General features: G+C 70.1%; 28 protein-coding genes and 1 pseudogene. 19 read left to right on the plus strand and 10 right to left on the minus strand.

Features of this window, described 5'->3' with window-relative positions:
* Positions 1-107: 107 nt before the first annotated feature.
* The 3 genes from V6S85_RS18680 to V6S85_RS18690 form a co-directional block, all read right to left on the minus strand.
* Positions 108-1244, minus strand: a complete 1137-nt coding sequence (locus V6S85_RS18680; RefSeq protein WP_334349877.1) for a helix-turn-helix domain-containing protein — start codon at positions 1242-1244, stop codon at positions 108-110.
* Positions 1245-1322: 78 nt separating this feature from the next.
* Entirely contained in the window at positions 1323-2084 is a 762-nt protein-coding gene (locus tag V6S85_RS18685) for a Crp/Fnr family transcriptional regulator (protein WP_116569068.1), read from the minus strand.
* 70 nt (positions 2085-2154) lie between these two features.
* A complete protein-coding gene (locus V6S85_RS18690; RefSeq protein WP_116487421.1) occupies positions 2155-2364 on the minus strand; it encodes a hypothetical protein in 210 nt (69 codons plus the stop codon).
* 222 nt (positions 2365-2586) lie between these two features.
* Between V6S85_RS18690 and V6S85_RS18695 the strand changes: the two genes are divergently transcribed.
* The 7 genes from V6S85_RS18695 to V6S85_RS18725 all read left to right on the plus strand — a co-directional run bounded on the left by V6S85_RS18695 (position 2587) and on the right by V6S85_RS18725 (position 8749).
* Complete coding sequence (locus V6S85_RS18695; RefSeq protein WP_334349878.1) at positions 2587-3033, plus strand: TIGR02301 family protein; 447 nt, start codon at positions 2587-2589, stop codon at positions 3031-3033.
* 80 nt (positions 3034-3113) lie between these two features.
* A complete protein-coding gene (locus V6S85_RS18700; RefSeq protein ID WP_165828982.1) occupies positions 3114-4073 on the plus strand; it encodes an SPFH domain-containing protein in 960 nt (319 codons plus the stop codon).
* Positions 4074-4077: 4 nt separating this feature from the next.
* Positions 4078-4542, plus strand: a complete 465-nt coding sequence (locus V6S85_RS18705) for an NfeD family protein (RefSeq protein WP_116569041.1) — start codon at positions 4078-4080, stop codon at positions 4540-4542.
* Positions 4543-4695: 153 nt separating this feature from the next.
* A complete protein-coding gene (locus V6S85_RS18710) occupies positions 4696-6552 on the plus strand; it encodes an ATP-binding protein (protein ID WP_334349879.1) in 1857 nt (618 codons plus the stop codon).
* 73 nt (positions 6553-6625) lie between these two features.
* Positions 6626-6985, plus strand: a complete 360-nt coding sequence (locus V6S85_RS18715) for a hypothetical protein (RefSeq protein WP_334349880.1) — start codon at positions 6626-6628, stop codon at positions 6983-6985.
* A gap of 79 nt (positions 6986-7064) precedes the next feature.
* Entirely contained in the window at positions 7065-7991 is a 927-nt protein-coding gene (locus tag V6S85_RS18720; protein WP_334349881.1) for an ABC transporter ATP-binding protein, read from the plus strand.
* Positions 7988-8749, plus strand: a complete 762-nt coding sequence (locus V6S85_RS18725) for an ABC transporter permease (protein ID WP_101717188.1) — start codon at positions 7988-7990, stop codon at positions 8747-8749. The genes V6S85_RS18720 and V6S85_RS18725 overlap by 4 nt, the downstream gene beginning before the upstream one ends.
* On the opposite strand, the gene V6S85_RS18730 is transcribed toward V6S85_RS18725, so the two are convergent.
* The 5 genes from V6S85_RS18730 to V6S85_RS18750 all read right to left on the minus strand — a co-directional run bounded on the left by V6S85_RS18730 (position 8746) and on the right by V6S85_RS18750 (position 12913).
* Complete coding sequence (locus tag V6S85_RS18730) at positions 8746-9324, minus strand: TetR/AcrR family transcriptional regulator (RefSeq protein ID WP_334349882.1); 579 nt, start codon at positions 9322-9324, stop codon at positions 8746-8748. The two genes, V6S85_RS18725 and V6S85_RS18730, sit on opposite strands and share 4 nt — an antisense overlap.
* A gap of 114 nt (positions 9325-9438) precedes the next feature.
* Positions 9439-9951, minus strand: coding sequence for a hypothetical protein (locus tag V6S85_RS18735; protein ID WP_334349883.1), 513 nt, complete (start codon positions 9949-9951; stop codon positions 9439-9441).
* A 63-nt stretch (positions 9952-10014) separates the two neighbouring features.
* Positions 10015-10992, minus strand: a complete 978-nt coding sequence (locus tag V6S85_RS18740; RefSeq protein WP_116569036.1) for an L-threonylcarbamoyladenylate synthase — start codon at positions 10990-10992, stop codon at positions 10015-10017.
* Positions 10923-12266 carry a YceI family protein gene (locus tag V6S85_RS18745; protein ID WP_334349884.1) on the minus strand — a complete coding sequence of 448 codons (1344 nt, stop codon included), beginning with the start codon at positions 12264-12266 and terminating at the stop codon, positions 10923-10925. The genes V6S85_RS18740 and V6S85_RS18745 overlap by 70 nt, the downstream gene beginning before the upstream one ends.
* A 23-nt stretch (positions 12267-12289) precedes the next feature.
* The gene (locus tag V6S85_RS18750) at positions 12290-12913 is read right to left on the minus strand and encodes a YceI family protein (RefSeq protein ID WP_116569034.1); all 624 of its coding nucleotides are present in this window, start codon (positions 12911-12913) and stop codon (positions 12290-12292) included.
* A gap of 196 nt (positions 12914-13109) precedes the next feature.
* On the opposite strand from V6S85_RS18750, the gene V6S85_RS18755 reads away from it, so the two are divergent.
* Entirely contained in the window at positions 13110-14858 is a 1749-nt protein-coding gene (locus tag V6S85_RS18755) for an acyl-CoA dehydrogenase (protein WP_334349885.1), read from the plus strand.
* 126 nt (positions 14859-14984) lie between these two features.
* Here V6S85_RS18755 and V6S85_RS18760 read toward each other — a convergent pair.
* Positions 14985-15138, minus strand: a pseudogene (locus V6S85_RS18760) (hypothetical protein).
* On the minus strand, positions 15117-15872 hold the full coding sequence (locus V6S85_RS18765) for a glutaredoxin (protein ID WP_243410617.1): 756 nt from the start codon (positions 15870-15872) through the stop codon (positions 15117-15119). The pseudogene V6S85_RS18760 and the gene V6S85_RS18765 overlap by 22 nt, the downstream one beginning before the upstream one ends.
* Positions 15873-15940: 68 nt before the next feature.
* Between V6S85_RS18765 and V6S85_RS18770 the strand changes: the two genes are divergently transcribed.
* The 11 genes from V6S85_RS18770 to V6S85_RS18820 all read left to right on the plus strand — a co-directional run bounded on the left by V6S85_RS18770 (position 15941) and on the right by V6S85_RS18820 (position 25664).
* Entirely contained in the window at positions 15941-16357 is a 417-nt protein-coding gene (locus V6S85_RS18770; protein WP_116487433.1) for a MerR family transcriptional regulator, read from the plus strand.
* Positions 16358-16418: 61 nt separating this feature from the next.
* Positions 16419-18209: a M3 family oligoendopeptidase gene (locus V6S85_RS18775; RefSeq protein WP_334349886.1), complete on the plus strand. Its 1791-nt coding sequence runs from the start codon at positions 16419-16421 to the stop codon at positions 18207-18209.
* Positions 18210-18374: 165 nt separating this feature from the next.
* On the plus strand, positions 18375-19730 hold the full coding sequence (locus V6S85_RS18780) for an ABC1 kinase family protein (RefSeq protein WP_334349887.1): 1356 nt from the start codon (positions 18375-18377) through the stop codon (positions 19728-19730).
* A 259-nt stretch (positions 19731-19989) separates the two neighbouring features.
* Positions 19990-20838: a pirin family protein gene (locus tag V6S85_RS18785; RefSeq protein ID WP_116569029.1), complete on the plus strand. Its 849-nt coding sequence runs from the start codon at positions 19990-19992 to the stop codon at positions 20836-20838.
* Between the two features lie 82 nt (positions 20839-20920).
* Positions 20921-21394 (plus strand): PaaI family thioesterase, encoded by a 474-nt coding sequence (locus V6S85_RS18790; RefSeq protein WP_116569028.1) that lies wholly within the window; start codon positions 20921-20923, stop codon positions 21392-21394.
* A gap of 2 nt (positions 21395-21396) precedes the next feature.
* On the plus strand, positions 21397-22320 hold the full coding sequence (locus V6S85_RS18795; RefSeq protein ID WP_334349888.1) for an alpha/beta fold hydrolase: 924 nt from the start codon (positions 21397-21399) through the stop codon (positions 22318-22320).
* Positions 22317-23315 carry a glycosyltransferase family 9 protein gene (locus V6S85_RS18800; RefSeq protein ID WP_334349889.1) on the plus strand — a complete coding sequence of 333 codons (999 nt, stop codon included), beginning with the start codon at positions 22317-22319 and terminating at the stop codon, positions 23313-23315. The genes V6S85_RS18795 and V6S85_RS18800 overlap by 4 nt, the downstream gene beginning before the upstream one ends.
* 101 nt (positions 23316-23416) lie before the next feature.
* Positions 23417-23656 carry an aa3-type cytochrome c oxidase subunit IV gene (locus tag V6S85_RS18805; protein WP_334349890.1) on the plus strand — a complete coding sequence of 80 codons (240 nt, stop codon included), beginning with the start codon at positions 23417-23419 and terminating at the stop codon, positions 23654-23656.
* 207 nt (positions 23657-23863) lie between these two features.
* A complete protein-coding gene (locus V6S85_RS18810; protein WP_334349891.1) occupies positions 23864-25006 on the plus strand; it encodes a Re/Si-specific NAD(P)(+) transhydrogenase subunit alpha in 1143 nt (380 codons plus the stop codon).
* A 23-nt stretch (positions 25007-25029) separates the two neighbouring features.
* A complete protein-coding gene (locus tag V6S85_RS18815; protein ID WP_116569023.1) occupies positions 25030-25356 on the plus strand; it encodes a proton-translocating transhydrogenase family protein in 327 nt (108 codons plus the stop codon).
* Positions 25353-25664, plus strand: a complete 312-nt coding sequence (locus tag V6S85_RS18820) for a hypothetical protein (protein WP_116569022.1) — start codon at positions 25353-25355, stop codon at positions 25662-25664. The genes V6S85_RS18815 and V6S85_RS18820 overlap by 4 nt, the downstream gene beginning before the upstream one ends.
* The last annotated feature ends 19 nt before the right edge of the window (positions 25665-25683 follow it).

Consider the following 25683-nt stretch of genomic DNA (forward strand, 5'->3'; position numbering starts at 1 on the left):
GGAGGACGGTCACGACCCTGGCCGGAGCAGCGGCGGGCGTCGTCCGAACGGGCAGGCCCGGAGCCGCGAGGCGTCCGATCCTGCCGGTCAGGACATGGATGGCGGGGTCAGGCGGCGGGGCGGAAGGCGCTGGGCGGCCGGCCGGCGTGCTTCTTGACGGCGGCGTTGAAGGTCGAGCGCGAGTTGAAGCCGACCTCGTAGGCGATGGCCAGGATCGGCTCGTCGGAGGCGCCGATGCGCGCCACGGCCTCCTCGACCCGCCAGCGGTTGACGTAGTCGAAGAAGCTCTGGCCCAGGTGCTCGTTCAGCACCTGCGACAGGTGGTTGGGCGTGACGCCGATGCGGCCCGCAAGCCCGCTGAGCGACAGCAGCGGATCGCGATAGAGGGCGCCGGTGCGCATGACCTGCTCCAGGCGGGCGGCGATCTCGACCTGGCGCGCATCGGGCAGGGCCGAGCGGGCGTACTTGCCGGCGGCCGGCAGCGCCTCCGGCGTCTCGGTCTGGGGCGTGTAGATCGGCTTCTGCGACAGGCCAAACAGACCGATTGCGGCGGTCCAGGCCAGTTCGACCGCGGCGGCGGCGGCGTCCAGCCAGCCCTCGTGCGCGGCGCCGGCGGCCAGGGCCGACTTCACCGCCCCCCAGATCCAGGCGGCCAGCATCACCAGCAGCAGCGCCCGCAGCCAGCTCAGCGTGCGGTCCTCGAGGTTCGAAAAGAGGTCGCGAACCCGTCGCACGTGCCGGCTCATCACGGCGAAGGCGGCGGCGAGGTAGCCCAGCGTCACGGCCAGGAACAGCGCCACGAAGGCCAGTTGCAACGGTCCGGCCAGAGGGTCGGCTTCCGCGCCCGCGCCGGTATAGACCGCCAGCCGCGTCGAAACCGGCAGCAGGAAGAACGGCAGGACCAGCAGCATCGCAAGGCCCGCGGGCCAGCCGATGCGCGCGACGCGGACCGGCGTCCAGCCCCGTTCCGGATCGCCGGTCATGGCCAGCACATAGGCCAGGATCGCCGGCCCCAGGCCCAGCGACGTGGTCCACAGGATCCCCGTCGCCCAGGGGGCGGACGCATAGGCCCCGGCGCGGTCGAGCATCAGGTCCAGGCCCGACAGGGCGCTGAGCAGCAGGAACACCGCAAGCGCCGTGGACGGCGCCGTGCGCCAGTCGCGGCGCAGGCCAAGCTGCGCGGCCGCGAACAACCCCACGCCGGCCGCCGCAGAGGCCAGGATCAGCACCACAGTGTCGGCCATGCTCCCCCTCGCCCGGATGAAAACGGCGCGGAGAGTGTCGCGTAACGCCGGTCGACGCAATCGCGGGGAGAGTGGAGGCTAGTCCTTGATCTCGGGCAGCAGCCGCTCGAAGTGCGCCTCGACCTGGCCGTAGCACTCACAGGCCCGGCGCTCGAGCTTGCGGCGGTCGAGAATCTCCACCCGGCCGCGGCGGGTCTGGATGATCCCGTCGGCCTGCAGCACCTTGGCCGCGGCGGTGACGGTGGTGCGCTGCACGCCCATCATGTCGGCCAGCGCCTCCTGGGTCAGGCGCACCACGTCCTCGCCCGAGCGGTCGTGCGCCGACAGCAGCCAGCGGCAGCAGCGCTGCTCGATGGTGTGCAGGGCGTTGCAGGCCACCGACTGCATCATCTGGGCGATCATGGCGTCGGCATAGCGGGTGAAGAGGTCGCCCATGGCGGGGAAACGCTGGCGCATCTCGTCCAGCCGGGCGGTCGGCACCACGAAGGCTGGTCCGGGGACCTGCACAACCGCGCGGCCGTAGGCGGGTTTCAACCCGCCGCTGACGATGCCGCCCAGCGCGCCTTCCCAGCCGATGGTCGCGGCCTCGACCTCGCGGCCCTCGGCGGTGACCACCAGGAGGGCGACCATGGTCGGCCGGCACGGCAGGTAGGTGTTGCGCACGTCCTCGCCGACGTCGAACAGCACCTGTCCCCGCGCCAGGGCGGTCAGGGACAGGCCCGTCTTCAGCGCGGCGCGCGCCTCGTCGGACAGGGCCAGCAGCAGGCGATTGCCGGCATAGGCCTGGGTGACCCGCTCGGCGCGGGCGTCTCGGTCGTTCAGTTCTGCGGAGTCGGCCATGGCGGCATCCAACGGCGGCGCTTGCTCACCGTTAAAGCGCGCGGAGGCCGCCTTTCGTTGCGTGAAGCCTTCAGCTCAGCAGGGTGGGCCTGTGCAGCTGTCCGGTTTCGTCCTGCAGGTGCATGCGCACCGGCAGGCCAAGGCCCGTCGCCTGCTCGGCCAGCCGGACGGCCGCGCGTTCGGCCTCGTGGCGGTTGCGGTAGGCCCCGAACCGGAGCTGGTCGCCGATGATCGTCCACCGGTCGCCTACCTGGACGACGCCGTAATGCACTTCGGCCATGACACGTCCTCCCTTCTGCGCTGTCGGAGTGGTCGTTTCTCGCCGCCCCTGACTTATCCACAGCCTGACGCCGATCCTTGTTGATAGCAAGGCCCTGAAGAGTCGAAGTTTCGACTCCAAAAGGGCAAGCGCGGCTGTGGATGAATACGGCGCCGCTCGCCCGCCGCTCGCCCCGTGCGGGCGCGGCGATGACAGGCGGCGCCCTTGCGGCGATAATGGCGCATGCTTCGCGCGCGCGCCCTCGTCCCGGCCCTGGCGGCCCTGCTGCTGACCGCTCCTTCGGCCCTGCCGGCGCACGCCCAGGAGCGCGAGCCGGCCGACCGCCAGCGCCTGCTCGACCTGGCCTATGCGCTGGGCCAGAGCCACGCCCTGCGCCAGGCCTGCGAAGGCGCGGGCGACCAGTTCTGGCGCGCCCGGATGATGCGCCTGATCGATATCGAAGCGGCCGATACGACCTTTACCGACCGGCTGCGCGACCGCTTCAACGGCGGCTTCGCGGCCAGCCAGGCCGGCCATCCGGAAGGGTGCTCCCCCGAGAGCCGCCGGGCCGAGCGCCAGGCCGCGCAGCGCGGCCGCGCCCTCGCCTCCAAGCTGTCGCAGACGGTGGTGGTCAACGAGCCCGTGCAAGCTTCGCCGGATTCCGTGGCGGACGGGCGAGGGGCGCGCTAACCTCGCCTCATGGGCGCAGGCGACCGGCGGCGAGGGCCGCGGGGCCGGCCCGTTCGGGAGGCGTAGACTTGGCCGCTTATCTGGTTCCCCTGGTCCTGCTCGTGCTGGCGATCCTGCTGGTCGTCAACGTCATCAAGATCGTGCCGCAGGGCCGCGAGTTCACCGTCGAGCGTTTCGGCCGCTACACCCGCACGCTCAAGCCCGGCATCAGCATCCTGACCCCCTTCGTCGAGACCATCGGCCGGCGGGTGAACATGATGGAGCAGGTGCTCGACGTCCCCAAGCAGGAGGTCATCACCAAGGACAACGTGTCGGTGACCGTCGACGCCATCGTCTTCATCCAGGTGATGGACGCCTCGGCCGCGGCCTATCGCGTCGACAACCTGATCTACGCCATCACCCAGCTGGCCCAGACCAACCTGCGCACCGTGGTCGGCTCGATGGAGCTGGACGAGGTGCTGAGCCAGCGCGACCACATCAACTCGCGCCTGCTGGCCACCATCGACGACGCCACCGGCCCGTGGGGCGTCAAGGTCGCCCGCATCGAGATCAAGGACCTGACCCCGCCGGCCGACATCACCAACGCCATGGCCCGCCAGATGAAGGCCGAGCGCGAGCGCCGCGCCGTGATCACCGAGGCCGAGGGCGAGAAGCAGGCCCAGATCGCCCGCGCCGAGGGGGCCAAGCAGTCGGCCATCCTGCAGGCCGAGGGCCGCCGCGAGGCCGCCTACCGCGACGCCGAGGCCCGCGAGCGCGAAGCTGAGGCCGAGGCCAAGGCCACCGCCTTCGTGTCGGAGGCGATCGCCCGCGGCGACGTCAACGCCATCAACTACTTCGTGGCCCAGAAATACGTCGAGGCGTTCGGCGACCTCGCCCGCTCGCCCAACGCCAAGACCGTGATCGTGCCGGCCGACTTCGCCGGCATCACCGGCACGGTGGCCGGGGTCGGCGAACTGATCCGCTCGCTGGGCGGACCGGACGCCACTCCGCCCGTGCGCTCCGCGGCCGTGCCGACCAGCACGCCGCGCAAGGGAGGCTGAGGCCATGACCGGCCTGATCGACTTCTACGTCAACCATCCCTTCTGGCTGTGGCTGTCGGCGGCGGCCGTGTTCCTGGCGATCGAGGTGGGCACCGGCACCGGCTGGCTGCTGTGGCCGGCCGCCTCGGCGGCGGCCGTGGGGGTCGTGGCCCTGCTGCTGCCGACCAACCTGCCGGTGGAGATCGCCCTCTTCGCCGTGCTGACCATCGCCAGCACCTATTTCGCCCGCCGCTTCCTGCGGCCGGCCCTGGCCGGGCCCGATCCCGACCTCAACGACCCGACCCTGCGCCTGCTCGGCCGCCCGGCCGAGGTGGTCACCGCGTTCGAGAACGGCCGCGGCCGGGTGTTCGTCGACGGCAAGGAATGGGCCGCCCAGACGGAGGGCGAGGCCGAGGGCGAGACCGCCCCCGAGACCGGGACGCGGGTCTCGGTGGTGGGCGTGCACGGAGCCGTGCTGACGGTTCGCTGAAGAACCGGCGGCGCCTTTTTGCGTTTCGCGCGTTGTGGGTCGGCGTAAGCTGAAGCTTCACGTCGGCTTGCATTCGTGGGTCGCTATGTCGTCCAGCGGACGGCGGAGGCGGCCAGGCTGTGCTGTATCTCAAGGGCGCCCCAAGGAACGGCCATGCTCGACGCCTTCTACGCCGATCCGTCAAAGCTCGCGCCCGGCCGCGCGGCCGCTTCTGACGACGACCTCGCCGACATCGAATTCCTGCACGGCATCAGCGTCGAGCTGATCGGCGAGCACGATCGCCTGGAGCTGTACGGCAAGATCGTCGACGCGGCCGTATCGATCACGCGCTCACAGTTCGGGACCATGCAGCTGTTGTGTCCGCAGGGCGACCCGTCGGGCCATGGCGGGGAGCTACAGCTGCTGGCCTATCGCGGACTGCCGCCGGAAGCCGTCGCCTTCTGGGGCTGGGTGACCCCTTCGGCCCACAGCAGCTGCACGATGGCGTTGCGCTCGGGCCAGCGCGCGGTCATCCCCGACTACGAGGACTGGGACGAGATCGCCGGAACCGAAGACCTGCAGGCCTTCCGCCGCACCGGCATCCGCGCGGCCCAGACCACGCCGCTGCGGTCGCGCGACGGCAGCCTGCTGGGCATGATCTCGACCCATTGGAGCCAAGCCCACAGCCCCTCCGAACGGGATCTTCGCCTGCTCGACATCCTGGCGCGGCAGGCCGCCGACCTGCTGGAACGGACCATCGCCGAAGAGTCCCTGCGCGCGCGCGAACGGGAACTGGCCAGCACCGTCACCGCCCTGCGCACCGCCGAGGGCGAGCTGCGCCAGCTCAACGAGACGCTGGAAACCCATGTCCAGGAGCGCACCAATGCGCTGCTGGCCGCCGAGGGCCAGGTCCGCCAGATGCAGAAGCTGGAAGCCATCGGCCAGCTGACCGGCGGGGTGGCGCACGACTTCAACAACCTGCTGACCGTCATCCGCTCGTCGGCCGAACTGCTGCGTCGTCCCTCGCTGCCAGAGGCCAAGCGCGAGCGCTACCTCGACGCGATCGCCGAAACCGCCGACCGCGCGGCCAAGCTGACCGCGCAGCTGCTGGCCTTCGCCCGTCGCCAGACGCTGAAGCCGACCACCTTCGACGTCGGCGCGCGGATCGCCAGCGTCGCCGACATGCTGGGCGCCATCGTGGGCGGCCGCATCCGCCTGACCGTCGAGCCCAGCCTGGCCCCCTGCTTCGTGGAAGCCGACGCCAGCCAGTTCGAGACCGCGCTGGTCAACATGGCGGTGAACGCGCGCGACGCCATGGACGGCGACGGCGACCTCGTCATCCGCGCCTATGAGGCCGCGTCGCTGCCGGCGCTGCGAGGGCAAGGCGGCCACGAAGGACCGTTCGTCGCCGTCTCGATCACCGACACCGGCTCTGGCATGTCGCCCCGGGTGCTGGACCAGATCTTCGAGCCGTTCTTCACCACCAAGGACGTCGGCAAGGGCACCGGCCTTGGCCTGTCGCAGGTGTTCGGCTTCGCCAAGCAGTCGGGCGGCGACGTGGACGTCGAAAGCCGCGAGGGCGAAGGCTCGACCTTCACGCTGTACCTGCCGCAAGTCGACGCCCCGGCCGAGGCGGCCGCCGCCGACGCCGTGGAAACGGCCGCCGACGAGCACGGCGCGATCCTCATCGTCGAGGACAATGCCGAGGTGGGCGACTTCGCGCGCCAACTGCTGGAGGACCTGGGCTACGAAACCTGCCTCGTCGCCAACGGCCAGCGCGCCATCGCCGTGCTGGAAGAGCGCGGCGACGCCTTCGACTACGTCTTCACGGACGTGGTCATGCCCGGCATCAGCGGCCTGGAGCTGGCTCGGCGCATTCGCAGCCGCTGGCCCGGCCTGCCGGTGGTGCTGACCAGCGGCTACAGCCAGGTGCTGGCCGACGACGCCCACCACGGCTTCCCGGTGCTGCAAAAACCCTATGCGATCGGCGAGCTGGGACGCATGCTCCGCTCGGCCCGTCGCGCCCGCTGACGACTGCTGACAGATCCGGGCGCGGCGGCAGGCTAGGCCGGTCGCTGTCCAGAGCCAGTCCGACGGAGTTTCGATGCAGAGATCGCTTTGCGTGCTGGCCGGCGCGGCCCTGCTGGCCATGAGCGCCGGCGCGGCGCTAGCCCAGGACCTCTATATCGGCACGGTGGACGTCCAGAAGGACCAGATGATCCTCACCCGCTGCGACCTTGCCGCCAACCGCTACGTCCTGCGCGATCGCGACGACGAGCAGGAAAAGCCGGTCGCCAAGCTGCGCGAGAAGCTCAAGACCCTGAAGGCGCCCGTCTATGTCGAGGTCATTGGCCAGTACGCCGAGATCGAGGGCGAGGACGGCAATGCGCTGGACGTGATCGGTCTGGAAAACCTGACCGCCGGAAAGTCGTGTCACCTGACCGACGCCCTGGGATCGAAATAGGCGCATCGCTCGCCACTGGCGCTTTTCGCCGCGCGCCCCCATCTGGGCGCGGACCGCATGGACTAGAGGGAACAGACGGGTGGAACCCATCATCACGGTGTCGGGTCTGACCAAGACCTACGCCTCGGGCCACCAGGCCCTCAAGCAGGTCGACCTGACCATCAATCGCGGCGAGATCTTCGCCCTGCTCGGCCCCAACGGCGCGGGCAAGACCACGCTGATCAGCATCATCTGCGGCATCGTGCGGCCCAGCACCGGCACAATCGTCGCCGACGGCCACGACATCGCCCGCGAGTACCGCCCGGCCCGCACCAAGATCGGCCTGGTGCCGCAAGAGCTGACCACCGACGCCTTCGAGACGGTGATCGCCACGGTCACCTTCAGCCGCGGCCTGTTCGGCAAGCCGGCCAACCCGGCGCTGATCGAGAAGATCCTTCGCGACCTCTCCTTGTGGGACAAGAAGGACGCCAAGATCATGACTCTGTCGGGGGGCATGAAGCGACGGGTGATGATCGCCAAGGCCCTGTCGCACGAGCCCTCGATCCTGTTCCTCGACGAGCCCACCGCCGGCGTCGACGTCGAACTGCGCCGCGACATGTGGGAGATGGTCCGCAAGCTGCGCGAGACGGGCGTCACCATCATCCTGACCACCCACTACATCGAGGAGGCCGAGGAGATGGCCGACCGGGTGGGGGTGATCCGCAAGGGCGAGATCATCCTGGTCGAGGACAAGGCCGCCCTGATGCAGAAGCTGGGCAAGAAGCAGCTGACCCTGCACCTGCAGTCGCCGCTGGAAGCCGTGCCCGCCGGCCTGTCGGACTACGCCCTGGAACTGACCGCCGACGGGACCGAGCTGGTCTACAGCTTCGACGCCCAGGCCGCCGAGACCGGCATCGCGCCGCTGCTGCGCCGCCTGTCGGCCGAAGGCGTCGACTTCACCGACCTCAACACCCGCCAGAGCTCCCTCGAGGAGATCTTCGTCAGCCTGGTGAAGGACCGGCCATGAACATCCACGCCGTCGCCGCCATCTACCGTTTCGAGATGGCGCGGACCTTCCGCACCCTCTTGCAGAGCATCGCCTCGCCGGTGCTGTCGACCTCGCTCTATTTCGTCGTCTTCGGCGCGGCGATCGGCTCGCGCATGACCGCCGTCGACGGCGTGCCCTACGGCGCGTTCATCGTGCCGGGCCTGATCATGCTGTCGATCCTGACCGAGAGCCTGTCGAACGCCTCGTTCGGCATCTACATGCCCAAGTGGTCGGGCACGATCTACGAGGTGCTGTCGGCCCCCGTCTCGCCGTTCGAGATCGTGCTGGGCTATGTCGGCGCGGCGGCCAGCAAGTCCTTGATGCTGGGCGTCATCATCCTGGCCACGGCGCGCCTGTTCGTGCCGTTCGAGATCCAGCACCCGCTGTTCATGGCCGCCTTCCTGGTGCTGACGGCGGTGACCTTCAGCCTGTTCGGCTTCATCCTGGGCATCTGGGCCGACAGCTTCGAGAAGCTGCAGATCGTGCCGCTGCTGGTGATCACGCCCCTCACCTTCCTGGGCGGCAGCTTCTATTCGATCGACATGCTGCCGGGCGTGTGGCGGACGATCTCGCTGTTCAACCCGGTGGTCTACCTGGTCAGCGGCTTCCGCTGGAGCTTCTTCGGGACCTCGGACGTGGGCGTCGGCGTCAGCCTCGCGGCCACCTGCGGCGTGCTGGTGCTGTGCCTGGCGATCATCGCCTGGGTCTTCAAGACCGGCTACCGCCTGAAGAACTAGCCGAAGAGGGCGGCGATGATGTCGCGATAGGCCCGCTCCATCGCCGCCGGCGCGGCGGTGGAGCCCCGCGCGCCGCGCAGTTGCAGCCCGTCTAGGATCAGGCCCAGGAAGGCGATGCGGGCGACCAGGTCATCGTCGGTCCAGCCCGGCTTGCGGAACGGCGCCAGGGCCTCCACCCCGCGCTCCAACTGGGCCGTCTCGACATGATGGACCACCTGAGCGACCACCGCGTTGCGCTCGGCCTCGGCCAGGATCTCCAGGTCCAGGGCGGCCACCTTGCTGTCGCGGGCCTGGCGCAGGGCCGCAGGCGCGTCGCGCAGCAGGGTCTCCAGCACCGGTTCGCCCTGGGCGTGATTCTCGAATGGATCGAGCACCTTGCGGGCCCGGGCCTCGGCGACAGCGCCGATGATGGCGTCCTTGTTCTCGAAGTGGCGATAGACCTGCCCGACGCTCAAGCCCGCGCCGCGGGCGATCTGGTCCATGGTGGTGGAATGGAAGCCCGACGTCTGGGCGCGCTCGGTGGCGGCGATGAGGATGTCGCGCCGCTGCGCGGAAGCCTTGCGCTCTCGCTCCACCTCGCCCCTCCTCTACGCTGATCCACACGCGCGCCGGCGAAGCCGGGCGCGGGCCGATCCTACAAGCGTTCGACAGCGGGTGAAATGCGTTGCGCCCCGTGTGCGTGCCGGGGATCAGTCGGCGGCGCCGCGCTCGATCCTGACCAGGTCCAGCACGCCGACGATCTGGCGAGCCCGCCAGTTGCTGAACAGGAAGGAGAGCGGGCCGATCGCCAGGGTCACGACCACGGCGATGACGTTGGTCATGTTCTCGCGCACGAAGGTGCCCAGGTCGTCGCCGACGATCTCGGCCACCAGGGCGGTCACCGACACCGGCACGGTCAGGTAGGTGATGATCACCGCCCGCAGCATCTGCTCCTGCCGCCGAGCATTCAGCGCCGCCAGGGCCGCCACCGCGTCGAAGGTCCTTTCGTCGACGCCCTTGAACAGTTCGAGGGCGCGCAGGGTCGAGGGGTTCCTGCGGAAGCCGCTGACGAAATCGACGCCCAGATAGCCCCAGGCGCCGGGCGTGTAGAACCACGACGGAATGAAGGTCCAGCAGGAGAAGTCGCTCTTGAGCCTGCGCCACAGGTCCCAGAACGCCGGCTCACGCGCGGCGGTCGTCTCGACCGGTTCCTTCGCCCCCATACGCGCCCCATCAACCCAGACTAGAGATTCGGATCGACCCTAGCCGGGGCTGGGCGGTCTTGCCTACCCCACGAACCCCGCCGCGCGGCGCAGGCGGTCGTTGATGGCCTCGCCCAGCCCCTCGTCGGGGATCGGCGCCACGGCGATGGCCGCCGGCGCGGTGCGGTCGGCCGCCCGCAGGTAGGAAAAGAGATTGGCGGCGGCCTGCGCCAGATCGCCCGTGGGGCTGAGGTTGAACACCCTCTCGCCATCCGGCCAGGGCCCGAAGGCGAGGAACGCCTCTTCGGCGTTCGGCGCCTGGGCGTTGATCCGCACCGGGGCGTCGGGGGCGTAGTGCAGGGCCAGGCGCCCGGGCGAGCGCTTGGCGTCGTCGTCGGCCTGCGCCAGCGGACCGACCACCGCCTCGAGCTGGGCGCGGGTGACGGCGCCGGGTCGCAGCAGGCGCACGGGGCCGTCGAGCACGGCGACGACGGTGGACTCCAGGCCGACCTGGCAGGGTCCGCCATCGAGGGCGGCGGCGCACCTGTCGCCCGTCTCGGCGAAGGCGTCGGCGAAGGTGGTGGGGCTGGGACGGCCCGAGCGGTTGGCCGAGGGGGCCACCACCGGTCCGCCGAACGCGGCCAGCACGGCGCGGGCCAGCGGGTGGCCGGGCACGCGGATGGCCACGGTCTCCAGCCCCGCGCGGGCGAGATCGCAGACGGCCGAAGGGGCGGCGATCGGGGCGACGATGGTCAGGGGGCCAGGCCAGAAGGCTTCGGCCAGCGCGCGCGCCCGCTCGTCGAAGGCGGCGATGCGAGCGGCGGTGTCGAGATCGGCGACGTGGGCGATCAGCGGGTTGAAGCGCGGACGCCCCTTGGCCTCGAAGATCGCCGCCACGGCCGCGGGGTCGGACGCATCCGCCCCGAGGCCGTACACGGTTTCGGTGGGCAGCAGGACGAGGCCCCCGCTGGCGAGGGCCTGCGCCGCGCGGGCTACTTCTTCTTGGCGGTCAGGGCGAAGCTCACCTTGATCTTGCCCGGTATCTGATCCGTCGACGCCCATTCGCCCTGTCCAACCCCGAACGCGGTCCGGTCGAGGGTGGTTACACCGCGAGCCTTGGCCGTGTCGCCGTCGATCTTCAGGCTGAAGGGCAGGCTGAGCGGCTTTTTCACACCGCGCAGGTCCAGCGTCCCGTCGGCCACGAAGCGGCCTTCGGCGGTCTTGCGGAACTTGGTCGCGGTGAAGGTCGCCTTGGGCGAGGACGCGGTGTTGAAGAAGTCGGGGCCCTGCAGGCTCTCGTCGCGCTGGCCGTCGCCCGTGCCGGCCGAGGCCAGATCAACGCTGACGGTCAGCTTCGAACGGTCCAGCGCTTCCGGCGAGAACAGGATGTCGGCCGTCCAGCGGCTGAACGTCCCGTGGATCGGGGTGTCGGCCCAGGCCAGGTCGAAGTCGAGGTGCGAGCCCTTCTGCACGGCCCAGGCGACCGGGTCCTTCAGGGCGCTGTCGACGGGCGCCTCGGTGGATTCAGCGGGCGTGGCCTGCGGCGCGGGACCGGCCGTCGTCGCGACCGGCGCGGCGGCCGCGGGCGTCTCGTCCGGCAAGGCCAGGTCGTCGGCGCTGCTTTCGGCCGGAGCCGGCTGGGGCGCCTTGGCCTTGGCGGGGGTGTAGAGATAGCCGGCGGCGATCACGGCCGCGAAACCGGCGGCGGCCAGCCACAGGCGCGGCTCCTTCAGGCCCGGCTTGGCGCCGGCGGCCATGTGGCCGAACACCTCGTCGCGGTCGAGGATCTGGTGCTTGGCCACCGCGCCAAGGTGCAGGGCCAAGAGCACGTAGGTGAACTTCACCAGCACGCTGTGGCCGATGTGGCCAAAGTCGTTCCAGGCGTCCTTGGCCCCGGCGGCCAGCTCCGGCAGGCCCGGAATGTGCGGCCAGGGAATGGCGCCGTAGAGGACGGTCGGAATGTTGATGCGGCTGGTCGAGGCGATGATCCAGCCGGTCAGGGGCAGGCCGATCATGATCACGTAGAAGCCGACGTGCACGGCGCTGGCGGCCAGCTTTTCCCAGGTCGGCTGGCCGGCCGGGGCCGGCGGCGACCTGTGGGTGAATTTCCACAGCAGGCGCGCGACGCTGAGCACCAGGATGGTGATGCCGATCGACTTGTGCAGCTGGAAGAGGGCGAAGGTTTGCGCGCCCTTGGGGCCGTCATCGGCCCGCCAGCCCAGGATCACCTGGAAGATCAGAGCGGCGGCGATCAGCCAGTGCAGGATGATCGCCACCGTCGTGTAGCGGACAGGACCCGCCGCCGAGGCGGGCTTGGAATGCGTCTCGGCGGTCATAGGCCGTCCCTTAGTTCAGGATCTTACTTCTTCGGATTGAATTCGGCTTCGATCGCCAGGTCGACGTCGTCCGAAACCATCGGCACCAGGTGGGTGAAGCCGAACTCCGAACGCTTGATCTTGCCCGTGGCCGAGAAGCCCATGATCTGCGAGCCGAACGGGGTCTTGGCGAAGCCGTTATAGGTGACGTCCAGGGTCACCGGCTTGGTCACGCCGCGGAAGGTCAGGTCGCCGGTCAGCTTGCCCTTGCCCGCCGAGGTCTGCTCGATCTTGGTCGAGACGAAGGTGATGGTCGGGTACTTGGCCGAGTCGAAGAACTTCGGATCGTCCGAGATTTCCTTGTTGAAATTCGGCAGGCCGGTGTCGACCGACTTCGGGTCGACCGTGATCGACACCTTGGAATCCAGCGGCTTGGCCGGGTCGTAGGCGTACGAGCCGTCCAGGCCCGACAGGCGGAAGGTGTAGTTCGAGGTGCCGAAGTGCTTCACGCGCAGGGTGAGGCTGGCGTGGCGCTTGTCCAGGGCCCAGGTCCCGGCCGGAGCGGCGGCGGGATCCGTCGCCGGTTGCGCCAGGGCGGCGACCGGGGCCGCGAGGGGAGCGGCGAGAAGGGCGCCGGCCAGAATGGCGTAGGCGAAGGGGCGAGCCATGGTCTCAGATCTCCAAACTGACAAAACTGTCATAGTGACGGTTGCTGATTACCCCGACTTAGGAACTTCACCGTCCAGTTGAAGGGGCGTCTCCTCACGAAGCCGTGATCGACAGGCGGTCCTTGGCGCGATTGGCCGCGCGATCTAAACAGGGATCACATACCCCAACCCGACGCTTGAACAGATCGGCCCCCGCATGACTTTCCGCGCCCCCGTCCGCGACCTCGCCTTCGCCCTGCGCCATGTGGCCGACTTCGGCCGCCTGGCCGACGCCTATCCCGAGGCCGACGCCGACACGGTCGACGCCGTGCTGGAGGCCTCGGGCGTGTTCGCCTCGGAAGTGCTGGCCCCGATCAACCGCCAGGGCGACCTCGTCGGCGCCAAGCTGGAAAACGGCGTGGTGCGCAGCGCCCCGGGCTTCGCCGACGCCTACAAGGCCTTCGCCGAGGCCGGCTGGACCAGCCTGGCCGCTTCGCCCGATCACGGCGGCCAAGGTCTTCCGAAAGCGCTGGAGATCGCCACGCTGGAGATGGTGCAGGCGGCCAACATGGCCTTCGGCCTGTGCCCGATGCTGAGCCTGGGCGCCATCGAGGCCCTGGCCCTGCACGGGACCGAGCGCCACAAGAGCGTGTTCCTGCCCAAGCTGGTCTCGGGCGAATGGACCGGCACCATGAACCTGACCGAGCCGCAGGCCGGCTCTGACCTGGCGGCCCTGACAACCATGGCCACCCCCGACGGCCAGGGCGGCTACACCCTGTCGGGCCAGAAGATCTTCATCACCTGGGGCGACCACGACGCGACGGACAACATCGTCCACCTGGTGCTGGCCCGCACCCCCGACGCCCCTCCCGGCGTGAAGGGGATCTCGCTGTTCCTGGCCTCCAAGGTGCTGGTCGACGACGACGGCAAGCCGGGCGCGGCCAACGACGTGCGCGTCGGCGGGCTGGAGCACAAGCTGGGCATCCACGGCTCGCCCACCTGCGTGATGCTGTTCGAAGGCGCCAAGGCCGAGCTGGTCGGCAAGCTGCACCAGGGTGTGGCGCACATGTTCACGATGATGAACGCCGCCCGCCTGCAGGTCGGTGCCCAGGGCGTCGCCATCGCCGAGCGCGCCTACCAGCAGGCCCTGAACTTCAGCCTGGAACGCGTGCAAGGCCGCTCGGCCTGGACGGGCGCCTATCCCTCGCGCCTGTTCGACCATCCGGACGTGCGCCGCACGCTCCTTCTGATGAAGGCCAAGATCGAGGCCGCGCGCGGCATCTGCCTGTCGACCGCCGTCGCCGCCGACCTGGCCCACGCGGCCGCCGACGAGGAGACCCGCGCGGCCGCCAAGCTGCGCGAGGAGCTCTTGACCCCGATCGCCAAGGCCTGGTCGACCGACGTGGGCGTCGAGGTCGCCTCGCTGGGCGTGCAGATCCACGGCGGCATGGGCTTCATCGAGGAAACGGGCGCGGCCCAACACTATCGCGACGCTCGCATCACCCCGATCTACGAGGGCACCAACGGCATCCAGGCCATCGACCTGATCGGCCGCAAGCTGGGCTTGGCCGACGGCCAGGCCGTGGCCGACCTGATGGACGACATCCGCGACACCATCGAGGCCCTGAAGGCCGCCGACGCTTCGCTGACCCCGGTCGCCGGTCGCCTGGAAGCCGCCCTGAACGCCGCCGCCTCGGCCACCGCCTGGCTGGTCGAGCGCCGCGCCCGCGCCATGCCCGACGCCCTGTCGGGCGCCACGGCCTATCTGAAGCTGCTGGGCGACACGGTCGGCGGCTGGATGCTGGCCAAGGGCGCCCTGGCCCCGGAAGCCGAAGCGCTGCGCGGCCAGCTGCTGCGGGTCTATGCCGAAAGCGTCTTGGCCCAGGTCCCGGGCCAGCTGGCGGCGGTGACCCTGGGCGACGCCGATATCGTGACGGTGACGCCGGAGGCGCTGGGGGTTCACTAAAGATCCTCCCCCTCTGGGGAAGGTGGCCCGGAGGGCCGGAGGGGGGACGTTTTCAGCTTCCGCCGAGGCCGGCCGCCCCTTCGCTCTCCGTCGGCTTCGCCGACTGCTCCCTGCTCCTCCCTCGCTTTAGCGGGGGAGGTGGCGCGCTGCGGACACGCAGCGTGACGGAGGGGGGCGAGGGACAGAGCGCCGAGCCCAGTCTCGCCCCCTCCACCGCTTCGCGGTCCCCCTCCCCCGCAAGCGGGGGAGGAGCTTGGCTTAGTGCCCAACCAGCATCCAAACCGCCATCGCCACCATCATCACGTTCTCGGTCAGCGAGATGAAGCCCAGCGGCACGTTGCTGTCGCCGCCGACGCAGGCGCATTTCAGGTCGCGCTTGTCGATATAGACGGCCTTGAACACCGACACCGCGCCGATGCCGCCGATCACCAGGGCCAGCGGCGCGGAGAACCAGGTCAGCGCCCCGGCCGTCATCAGCACGCCCGCCAAGCCTTCCGCGAACGGATAGACGTAGCCGTACGGAACCCAGCGCTTGGCCAGCAGGTCGTAGCCCAAAAACATCGACGAGAAGCTCTCGACGTCGCGCAGCTTCTGGATGGCCAGCACCACCATGGAAAAGCTGATGAACCACTCGACCGCCCGGCCCGTGAAGGGCGTCCCGTCCACGGCGTAGGTCGCCGCCAGGGCCATCAGGGCGGTCATGGCGAAGAGGGCGATCACCGGCGTGTAGGTCTTGGCCTTGGGGTCGCGGGGCTTGGCGCCGAACCAGCGGCGCAGGTCGTCGAACCCGCCGATCCGCTCGCCGCCGACGAAGACCTGCGGCGTCGTCTTGACGCCATGCTGCGCCTTGAAGGCGTCGGTCGCCTCGCGCGTGGTCAGGTGATGGTCCTCCACCTCGTAGCCCCTGGACCGCAGCAGATGCCTGGCCTTCAGCCCGTACGGACAGACGTGCTTGTCCATCACCATGCGGTAGAGGACGGCCTTCTTGGGGGCGGCGGAAGCAACGGACGTCACGGCGGTCTCCTTGTACGCGAGCGGGACCGGGCTCATATGGATTCCGTACCATGGTACGGAGTCAAGCGATGGCGACGACAAACGGCGCGACGACGATCGCGGGCCTGGCCCGGGCCGGCGGCGTGGGCGTGGAAACGGTGCGCTACTACCAGCGCCGGGGTCTTCTGGAGACGCCCGAGCGCGGCGAGGGTTCCGGCCTGTCCGGCGGCGTGCGGCGCTATGGCGACGAGGCGGTGCGGCGCCTGCGCTTCATCCGCTCAGCCCAGGCCGCCGGCTTCACCCTCGAGCAGATCGGCGAGCTGCTGGCGCTCGACGCCGGCGAGGACCGGGTGCGGGCGCGGCAGCTGGCCCGCGAGCGCATCACCGACCTCGACCGCAAGATCGAGGAGTTGCAGGCCGCCCGCGCGGGCCTGTCGCGCCTGCTCCACGCTTGCGGCGCCGACGATCATGGACCCTGTCCGATCATCGCCGCGTTCGAGACTTGAGCGGAGAAACCCGCCGCCCCCGATTGCCTCCCGCCCTCCAGACGCCATATCCATTCCCGTCATGAACGCGCCCTTCAAGCCCGACGCCCTCCCCGAGTGGAACCTCGCCGACCTCTACGCCGGCCGCGAGGACCCCAAGATCGAAACCGACCTGGCCGCCGCCAAGGCCGCCAACGACGAACTGGCCTCGCTGGAGGGCATGTTCCTGGAAGCGCGCGGCGAGCCGGCGCGCCTGGGCAAGCTGCTCGATCGCGGCATTCGGCTCTACGAGGAGGCCGTCAACGGCCTGTGGGGCGTGGGCGCGTATGCCGGCCTGGCCGCCTCGACCGCCCGCGACGACCCGGCCTGGGCCAAGTTCGAGGCCGACCTGCGCGCCCGCTCCTCGCAGATCGCCGCCGAGAGCCTGTTCTTCTCGCTGGAGCTGAACCAGCTGGAGGACGCCGAGCTGAACGCGGCGCTGGAGGCGCACGAGCCGACCCGCCGCTGGACGCCGTGGCTGCGCCGCCTGCGCCTGTCGCGCCCGCACGAGCTGTCGGCCGAGCTGGAGCGCTACATCGTCGATCGCGGCCCGGCCGTGGCCAACTGGGTGCGGCTCTATGACGAGACCCTGGCCAAACTGAGCGCGAAGGTCGGCAAGGAAGCCCTGACCCTGCCCGAGGCGCTGAACCGTCTGTCGGATCCCGACGTGCGCCGCCGCAAGGCCGCCGCCGACGGCCTGGCCCAGGCCCTTTCGGAGCGCGCCGCGACGCAAGGCCTGGTGATGAACACCCTGGCCTTCGAGAAGCAGGTCGAGGACCGCTGGCGGCGCTACGACGATCCGGCCCACTCGCGCCACCTGGCCAACGAGGTCGACGCCGACGCCGTCGACGCCCTGGAAGCGGCCGTGGTCGAGGCCTATCCGCGCCTGTCGCACCGCTATTACGCGCTCAAAGCCAAGGCCATGGGCCGCAAGACCCTGGACTACTGGGACCGCAACGCCCCGCTCGACGCGGCCCAACCGCGCACCTACGGCTGGGGCGAGGCCAAGGAGGTGGTGCTGGAAAGCTTCCAGGCCCTGGCCCCGAAGTTCGCCGATACGGCGGAAACCTTCTTCGCCCAGCCCTGGATCGACGCCCGCCCGCGCGCCGGCAAGCAGTCGGGCGCCTATTCGCACCCGGTGACGGCCGACCGCCACCCCTACGTCTTCATGAACTACATGGGCGAGCGGCGCGACGTGCTGACCCTGGCCCACGAGCTGGGCCACGCGGTGCACCAGACCCTGTGCGCGCCGCTGGGCACTCTGCTGGCCGACACGCCCCTGACCCTGGCCGAGACCGCCTCGATCTTCGGCGAGGGCTTGGTGTTCGACCGCCTGCTGGCCGAAGCCACTCCGGCGGACCGCAAGGGGCTCCTGGCCGGCAAGATCGAGGACGGCCTCAACACCGTGGTCCGCCAGATCGCCTTCCACCGCTTCGAGCGCAGGTTCCACGCCGCTCGCCAGGACGGCGAGCTGTCGCCCGACCAGATCGGCGCGCTGTGGATGGAGACCATGGCCGAGAGCCTGGGCCCCGCCGTCGTGCTCAACGAGGGCTACGAGCACTACTGGGCCTATGTCAGCCACTTCGTGCACGCGCCGTTCTACGTCTACGCCTACGCGTTCGGCGACCTCCTGGTGCGCGGCCTGATGGAGAAGCGCCGCGAGGATCCGGAAAGCTTCGCGCCGCTCTACGAGGAGCTGCTCGCCGCCGGCGGCACCCGCACCTATGTCGAGGCGCTGAAGCCCTTCGGCCTCAATCCGCGCGACAAGGCCTTCTGGGCGGCCGGCTGCCGGCAGCTGGAGCGGCTGGTGGACGAGTTCGAGGCGTTGGTGTGAGCAAGCAAAGCTGCTTCCTTCTCCCCTTGCGGGAGAAGGTGGCCGCCGTAGGCGGTCGGATGAGGGGTCGCGCCGCCGGCGCCGCTGCGCGCGAACCGACAGGCCCATCGACCCCTCATCCGTCGCTTCGCGACACCTTCTCCCGCAAGGGGAGAAGGAGACATCATGTCTGACCCCGAACGCGACCGCCTCTCGGGCCGCCTGGCCCGCTTCGCCAAGGTCGGCGCGGGCCTGTCGGGCGCCGCCGTCAGCTACGGCGCCAACCGCGTCTTCGCCGGCGACGACGCGGACGCCCGCAACGCCAGGGCGCTGAAGGCGGCGCTGGGCAATCTCAAGGGGCCGCTGATGAAGGCGGCCCAGATGTTCGCCACGGTGCCCGACCTGCTGCCGCCGGAGTTCGCCAAGGAGCTGGCCGAGCTTCAGACCAACGCGCCAGCCATGGGCTGGCCGTTCGTGCGGCGGCGGATGGCGGCCGAGCTGGGCGCCGACTGGGCCAGCAAGTTCCAGAGCTTCGAGCACGAAGCCGCCGCGGCCGCCTCGCTGGGCCAGGTGCACCGCGCCATCGCGCCTGACGGCCGCGAGCTGGCGGTGAAGCTCCAGTATCCCGACATGCAGAGCGCCGTCGAAAGCGACCTTGGCCAGCTGCGCGCCCTGGTCGGCCTGTTCAAGAGGATGGACGGCTCGATCGACCCCACGCAGATGATCGAAGAGGTCGGCGACCGCCTGCGCGAGGAGCTGGACTACGACCGCGAGGCCCGGATGATGGCGGTCTATGGCGGCTTCTTCGTCGGCCGCGACGACATCCGCACGCCGCAGCCGGTCCGCGAGCTTTCCACGAAACGCCTGCTTTCCATGACCTGGCTCGACGGCCAGGGGCTCATGGCCTTCAAGACCGCCCCGCAGGAGACCCGCGACCGCATCGCCGCCCTGCTTTTCGAGGCCTGGTGGGGTCCCATGACCCACATCGGCGTCATCCACGGCGACCCGCACCTGGGCAACTACACCTTCGGCGGTGAAGGCGCGGCGCATCTCAACCTGCTCGACTTCGGCTGCATCCGGGTGTTCCCGCCGCGCTTCGTGGGCGGGGTCGTGCGGCTCTATCGAGCGCTGTCCGAGGACGACCGCCCGGGCCAGGTCGAGGCTTATCGCAGCTGGGGCTTCTCCAACCTGACCGACGAACTGGTCGACGTGCTGAACGTCTGGGCCCGGTTCATCTACGGCCCGCTGCTCGACGACCGCGTGCGCACCGTGGCCGACGACGTGCCGCCCGGCGAGTACGGCCGCCGCGAGGCCTTCAAGGTGCGCCAGGCCCTGAAGTCGGTGGGCGGCATCGTCATCCCGCGCGAGTTCGTGTTCATGGACCGCGCCGCCATCGGCCTGGGCGCGGCCTTCCTGCACCTGGGCGCCCGCCACAACTGGCGCGCCCTGTTCGAGGCCTCGCTGGAGGGCTTCTCGGAGGAGGCGCTTGCGCAGCGGCAGGCAGCGGTGCTCGGGGCGGCTGGCCTTTCTCCTCCCCCGTAAAACGGGGGAGGTGGCGCGGCGCCACCGGCGACGTGACGGAGGGGGCCACCGCCGCCGCCACGCCCAGTCTCGGGGGGGGGGGGGGGGGGGGGGGGGGGGGGGCGGGCCCGGGGGGGGGGGGGGCGGGGGGGGGGGGGGGGGGGGGGCGCGGGGGGGGGGGGGGCCCCCCCCCCCCGCCGCCGCCACGCCCAGTCTCGCCCCCTCCACCACTTCGTGGTCCCCCTCCCCCGTTTCTCGGGGGAGGAGTAAGGAACTTTCCATGACCCGCACCATCGCCCGCCTGCACGGCGCCTATCGCGACGACATCGGCGACCTGACCACCCGCCGCCCCCTGCCCGGCCCGGCGATCGGCCAGCTGGATCCGTTCCTGTTCCTCAACCACCACGGCCCGCAGACCTACCGCCCCGGCAACCATGGCCTGCCGTTCGGTCCGCACCCGCACCGCGGCTTCGAGACCGTGACCTTCATCCTCGAGGGCCAGCTGTCGCACCTCGACAGCGGCGGCCACGAGAGCGTCATCGACGCGGGCGGCGTGCAGTGGATGACGGCCGGCAGCGGCCTCGTCCACGCCGAACTGTCGCCCGAGGCCTTCAAGAAGAGCGGCGGGCCGCTGGAAATCCTGCAGCTGTGGGTCAACCTGCCCAGCCGCCTGAAGATGACCGCGCCGCGCTATGTCGGCCTGCAGGCGCCCGACATTCCCAAGGTCGAGAAGGACGGCGCGACCATCGAGCTGATCTCGGGCGAGGTGGACGGCGTGACAGGCCCGATCGCGTCACTGACCGGCGTGGCGATGAGCGTCGTTCGACTGGCGGTCGGCGCAAGGCTGTCGCTGCCGATCCCGGCCGGACGAGCGGTGTTCCTCTATGTGGTGCGCGGCTCGATCGCGATCGGCGACAAGACGGCCAGCGCCTTCAACCTGGTGGAACTGACCGACGGCGAAGGACTGGACCTGGCGTCGGCCGACGGCGCGGTGCTGCTGCTGGGCCACGCCGACCCGATCCGCGAGCCGGTCGTCTCGCACGGGCCGTTCGTGATGACGACGCGGGAAGAGATCATCCAGGCGATCCAGGACTACCAGGCCGGGAAGTTCGGCGAGGTGAGGGCGTAGAGCCCCCTCAGTCGCTCCGCGACAGCTCCCCCACGGGGAGGGGGTCTTGCCCACTCATTCAAACGGCCGTTAGACTTCACCCATGTCCGACGACCTGACCGAGGCCCAGAGCGCCGCCATCCCGCCCGGCTACGCCCAGCTGAACTGGACGCGGGGCTTTGGTCGACAGATCGGGCCGCTGTACGAGCGCCATGACGGCCCCGGCGAGGCCACGCTCGGCTTCCGGGTCGAGGAGCATCACACCAACGGCCTGGGCGCCTGCCACGGCGGCATGCTGATGAGCTTCGCCGACATGGCCTGGGGCCGGATCATCTCGCTGCAGAAGTCCTATTCGTGGGTCACGGTGCGGCTGATGACCGACTTTCTCTCCAGCGCGCAGCTGGGCGAGTTCGTCGAGGGCCAGGGCGAGCTCCTGGCCGAGGAGGACCTTGTCTTCACCGTGCGCGGCCGCATCTGGACCGGCGAACGAACCCTGATGACCGGCACGGGCATCTTCAAGGCGCTCAGCCCCCGCAAGCCGCGCCCCGGCGAGATCGCCTTCCGCGAGGAGGCCTGAGCATGGCCGACGACCAGACCCTGACAGCCTCCCTGCTCGGCCCGTTCAACGGCGAGCCCCCGCCCGCGCCCGCCTGGTTCGAGGCCGCGATCGCGATCGAGCCCGAGCGCTCGACCATCGAGGTCGAGGGGACGCCCATCGAGCTCCTGACCTGGGGCCAGGTCGGCAAGCCCGGCCTGCTGTTCCTGCACGGGAACGGGGCCCATGCCGACTGGTGGAGCTTCATCGCCCCGTCCTTCGCCAAGGACTGGCGGGTGGCCGCCATATCGTGGGCGGGCATGGGCGGCAGCGGCTGGCGCGAGGCCTACAGCGCCGACACCTTCGCGGCCGAGGCCTTCGCCGCCGTCGAGGCCGCGGGGCTGGAGGCCGGCGGGCATAAGCCGATCTTCGTCGGCCACTCGTTCGGCGGCTTTCCCACCCTGTTCTGCGCCGCCCGCCATCCCGAGCGCCTGCGCGGGGCGATCCTGGTCGACACCTCGATCCAGCCGCCGGAGAAGCGCTGGCGGGGCCCGCCGCCGCGCTCGGGCTTCGGGACCAAGGTCTATCCGAACCTGGAAGAGGCCCTGACGCGCTTTCGCCTGGCGCCGCCGCAGCCCTGCGAGAACCTCTACATCGCCGATCACATCGCCCGCCGCTCGCTGAAACAGGTCGAGGGCGGCTGGACCTGGAAGTTCGACCCGGCCATCTGGCAGCGGTTCTCGATGCCCGACCTCGGCCAGCTTCTGAGCGAGATCGCCTGCCCCGCCGCGCTGATGTGGGGCGAGCGGTCCGGGCTTATGCACGCCGAAACCTTGGACTATATGATCGCCCAAATGCCCAAGGACGTGCTGCGCTTGCCCATTCCCGACGCCGACCACCATGTGATGCTCGACCAGCCCCTGGCCTTCGTCGCCGGGCTCCGCGGACTGCTGGCCGCCTGGGCATGACCCTGGATCCCGCCGTTCCCGCCGAGGCGGGCCGCGGCCTCGTCATGGTCTACATGCCCGACCGGGGCGTGGGCGACCTGACCTGGCACCTGCCCACCCTGCGCGCCATCGCCGCCCAAACGCCGGAAAAGACCGTGCTGCTGGCCGCCCGCCCGTCGAGCCGCGCCCGCGACCTTCTGGGCGCCGAGACCTGCGTGACGGCCATCGACTATCTGGAATACCGCTCGGGGACCTGGAAGAACCCGCAGGAGATCCGCGATTTCCATGCCCTCTGCCGCGCCCGCCGGCCGCGGGCGGTGTGGATCCTCGAGAAGATCGACCGCCCCGCCATCGGCGCGGCCCTGGCCGGCGTGCCAGAGCGCCGGGGCTTTGGCATGGGCCACGTCCAGCAGCGCTGGCTGACCCACGGACCCTACCTGCCCAAGTCCATGCGCCCGGCCCATCGGATCGACAAGCTGGCCGCCTTCGAGGCGGCCCACGGCCTGGTCGTGACCAGCCGCGAACCGGCCCTGAACCCCACCCGAACGGCGCTGGAAACGGTGGACGCCCGCTTCGGCGCCCTGCCCCGGCCGTGGATCGTCTATGGCGTCGGCGCCAGCGAGACGCGCCGCATGTGGCCGCTGGATGGTTTCGCCGCCCTCAGCGCCATGCTCGCCGACAAGGGCGGCACGCGCTTCTGGCTGGGCGGCTTCGAGGACAAGGCCCGGGTCGACGCCCTGCTGGCGGCGGGCTCGCCCAACGGCGTCGCCGAACTCAATGTCTGCGACCTCAAGTTCGACGTCGGTTCGGCGCTGATGGCCCGAGCGGACCTCTTCATCGGCAACAATTCCGGACCAATGAACCTCTCGGCCGCGGTGGGGACGACGACCCTGGGCCTGTTCGGGCCCGATCCGCTGCTGGACTATTCACGCCATCTGCACACCCTGGCGACCGATGACCTGTCGCGGCTGGACGCGGCGAGCGTGGCCGCCCGCGCGCGGGGGCTGCTGGCCTGAAGGCGATCGCCCCGCGTTGCGGCATGGCGACGCCCCGACTTGAGCCCCGCGCCGGGGTTGCTATACCGTTGATCAGGGAAAAATCCAGGAGACCCCCGCCGATGGGCAACCAAGCGTCCGACTACCACCGCGGTGAAATGGACATCCACGAACAGGCCGCCACCTATGACGCCTTCGGCAAGATGACCAAGTGGGGCTCGCTCGTCATCGCCGTGCTGATCACCTTCTTCACCCTGCTGTTCTGCACCCCGGCCGGCTTCATCGCCGCGGCCGGCGTGGCCGTCGTGATGAGCGCGCTGGGCATTGTGTTCCTTCGAGAAAAAGCCGCGCCGGCACACTGACACCGGTAGACATCGGCAATTTTTTGCGCCCGATGCGTGGACAATCCTCGACAAAGGGCAAGAACCTCCCCTAAAGAGCGGCTCAAGCTGCTGGAGCGGCGTTCGGCGAAAGTGTTAGCTTTTCGTCGAACGCCGCTCCAACTTTAGGATCTTGAGCCCGCGCCAAACGCGCAGGCTCGGGGAGCGAACAACGCTCACGGGGGAGGTATGCCGATGGCCGTCATCGCCGTCACGAAAGAGACCCGCGCCAACGAAACGCGGGTCGCCGCGACGCCCGAGACCGTCAAGAAACTGACCGCCGCCGGCTTCTCGGTGGTGGTCGAGGCCGGCGCCGGAACCGCCGCCTCCTACCTCGACGCCGACTACGAGGCGGCCGGGGCGAAGCTCGCCAAGACCGCCAAGGACGCGATCAAGGACGCCGACGTCCTGTTCAAGGTCCGCGCGCCCGAAACCGCCGAGATCGCGGCCCTGAAGAGCGGCGCGATCGTCGCCGCCGCCCTCAATCCCTACCAGGACAAGGACACGCTGAACGCCTTGGCCAAGGCCGGCGCCAGCGCCATCGCCATGGAGTTCATCCCGCGCATCACGCGGGCCCAGGTGATGGACATGCTGTCCAGCCAGGCCAACCTCGCCGGCTATCGCGCCGTGATCGAAGGCGCCGAGGCCTACGGCAAGGCCCTGCCGATGATGATGACCGCCGCCGGCACCGTCGCCGCGGCCAAGGTGTTCATCATGGGCGTGGGCGTGGCCGGCCTGCAGGCCATCGCCACGGCCCGCCGCCTGGGCGCCGTGGTGACCGCCACCGACGTGCGTCCCGCCACCAAGGAGCAGGTCGAGAGCCTGGGCGCCAAGTTCCTGGCCGTCGAGGACGAGGAGTTCAAGAACGCCCAGACCGCCGGCGGCTACGCCAAGGAGATGTCGGCCGAGTACCAGGCCAAGCAGGCCGAACTGGTCTCGAGCCACATCGCCAAGCAGGACATCGTCATCACCACCGCCCTGATCCCGGGCCGCCCCGCGCCCAGGCTGGTCAGCGCCGCCCAGGTGGCGTCGATGAAGGCCGGCTCGATCCTGGTGGACCTGGCGATCGAGCAGGGCGGCAACGTCGAGGGCGCCAAGCTCAACGAGACCGTGGTCACCGCCAACGGCGCCAAGATCCTCGGCCACGCCAACCTGCCCGGCCGCATCGCCGCCGACGCCAGCGCGCTCTACGCCCGCAACCTGTTCGCGCTGTCGTCCCTGTTCCTGAACAAGGAAGGCGCCTTCGCGCCCAACTTCGAGGACGAGATCCTGCAGGCGGCCGTCGTCACCAAGGGCGGCGAGATCGTCCATCCGAACCTGAAGACCGCCTAACCGGCATAGAAAGGGAGGCTCCCATGGAAGCCGTCGACCCCACCGTGTTCCGCCTGGCGATCTTCGTGCTCGCCATCTTCGTCGGCTACTACGTGGTCTGGAGCGTGACGCCCGCGCTGCACACCCCGCTGATGGCCGTGACCAACGCCATCTCGTCGGTGATCATCGTCGGCGCGCTGCTGGCCGCCGCCGCGCATGGCGCGTCGGGTGAAGCCGCCGCCGGCTCGGTGTGGATCTCCAAGGGGGCCGGCGCGATCGCCGCGGCCTTCGCGGCGGTCAACATCTTCGGCGGCTTCCTCGTCACCCAGCGGATGCTGGCCATGTACAAGAAGAAGGACAAAGCCAAGTGAGCGAGGCCTCGCCGCTGCTGACGGCGGCGCTCATGGGCGCCGCCTTCGGACTGGGGTTCTTCTTCCTGCTGTTCGCCCTCTGGGCCAGCGGCAAGAGCCCCTTCATCCAGCGTTGCGGCGAGATGGTGGTTTCTCTGCTCTATCTCGCCGGGATCGCCGCCCAGGCCTGGAACGCCCGCGAAGGCGAACAGTCCGACCTCTGGCGCCTGGCTACGGTGGCCGTGCTGCTCACCTCGGCCGCGACGACCTTCCGCTTCTTCAAGGCGCTCCGGCGCGGCGACGACGCCGACGCCGGACTCGCCCGATGACCGACAACAACGCGGCGCG

Source organism: Caulobacter sp. CCNWLW153 (genome assembly GCF_036889365.1).
GTDB lineage: Bacteria > Pseudomonadota > Alphaproteobacteria > Caulobacterales > Caulobacteraceae > Caulobacter > Caulobacter radicis.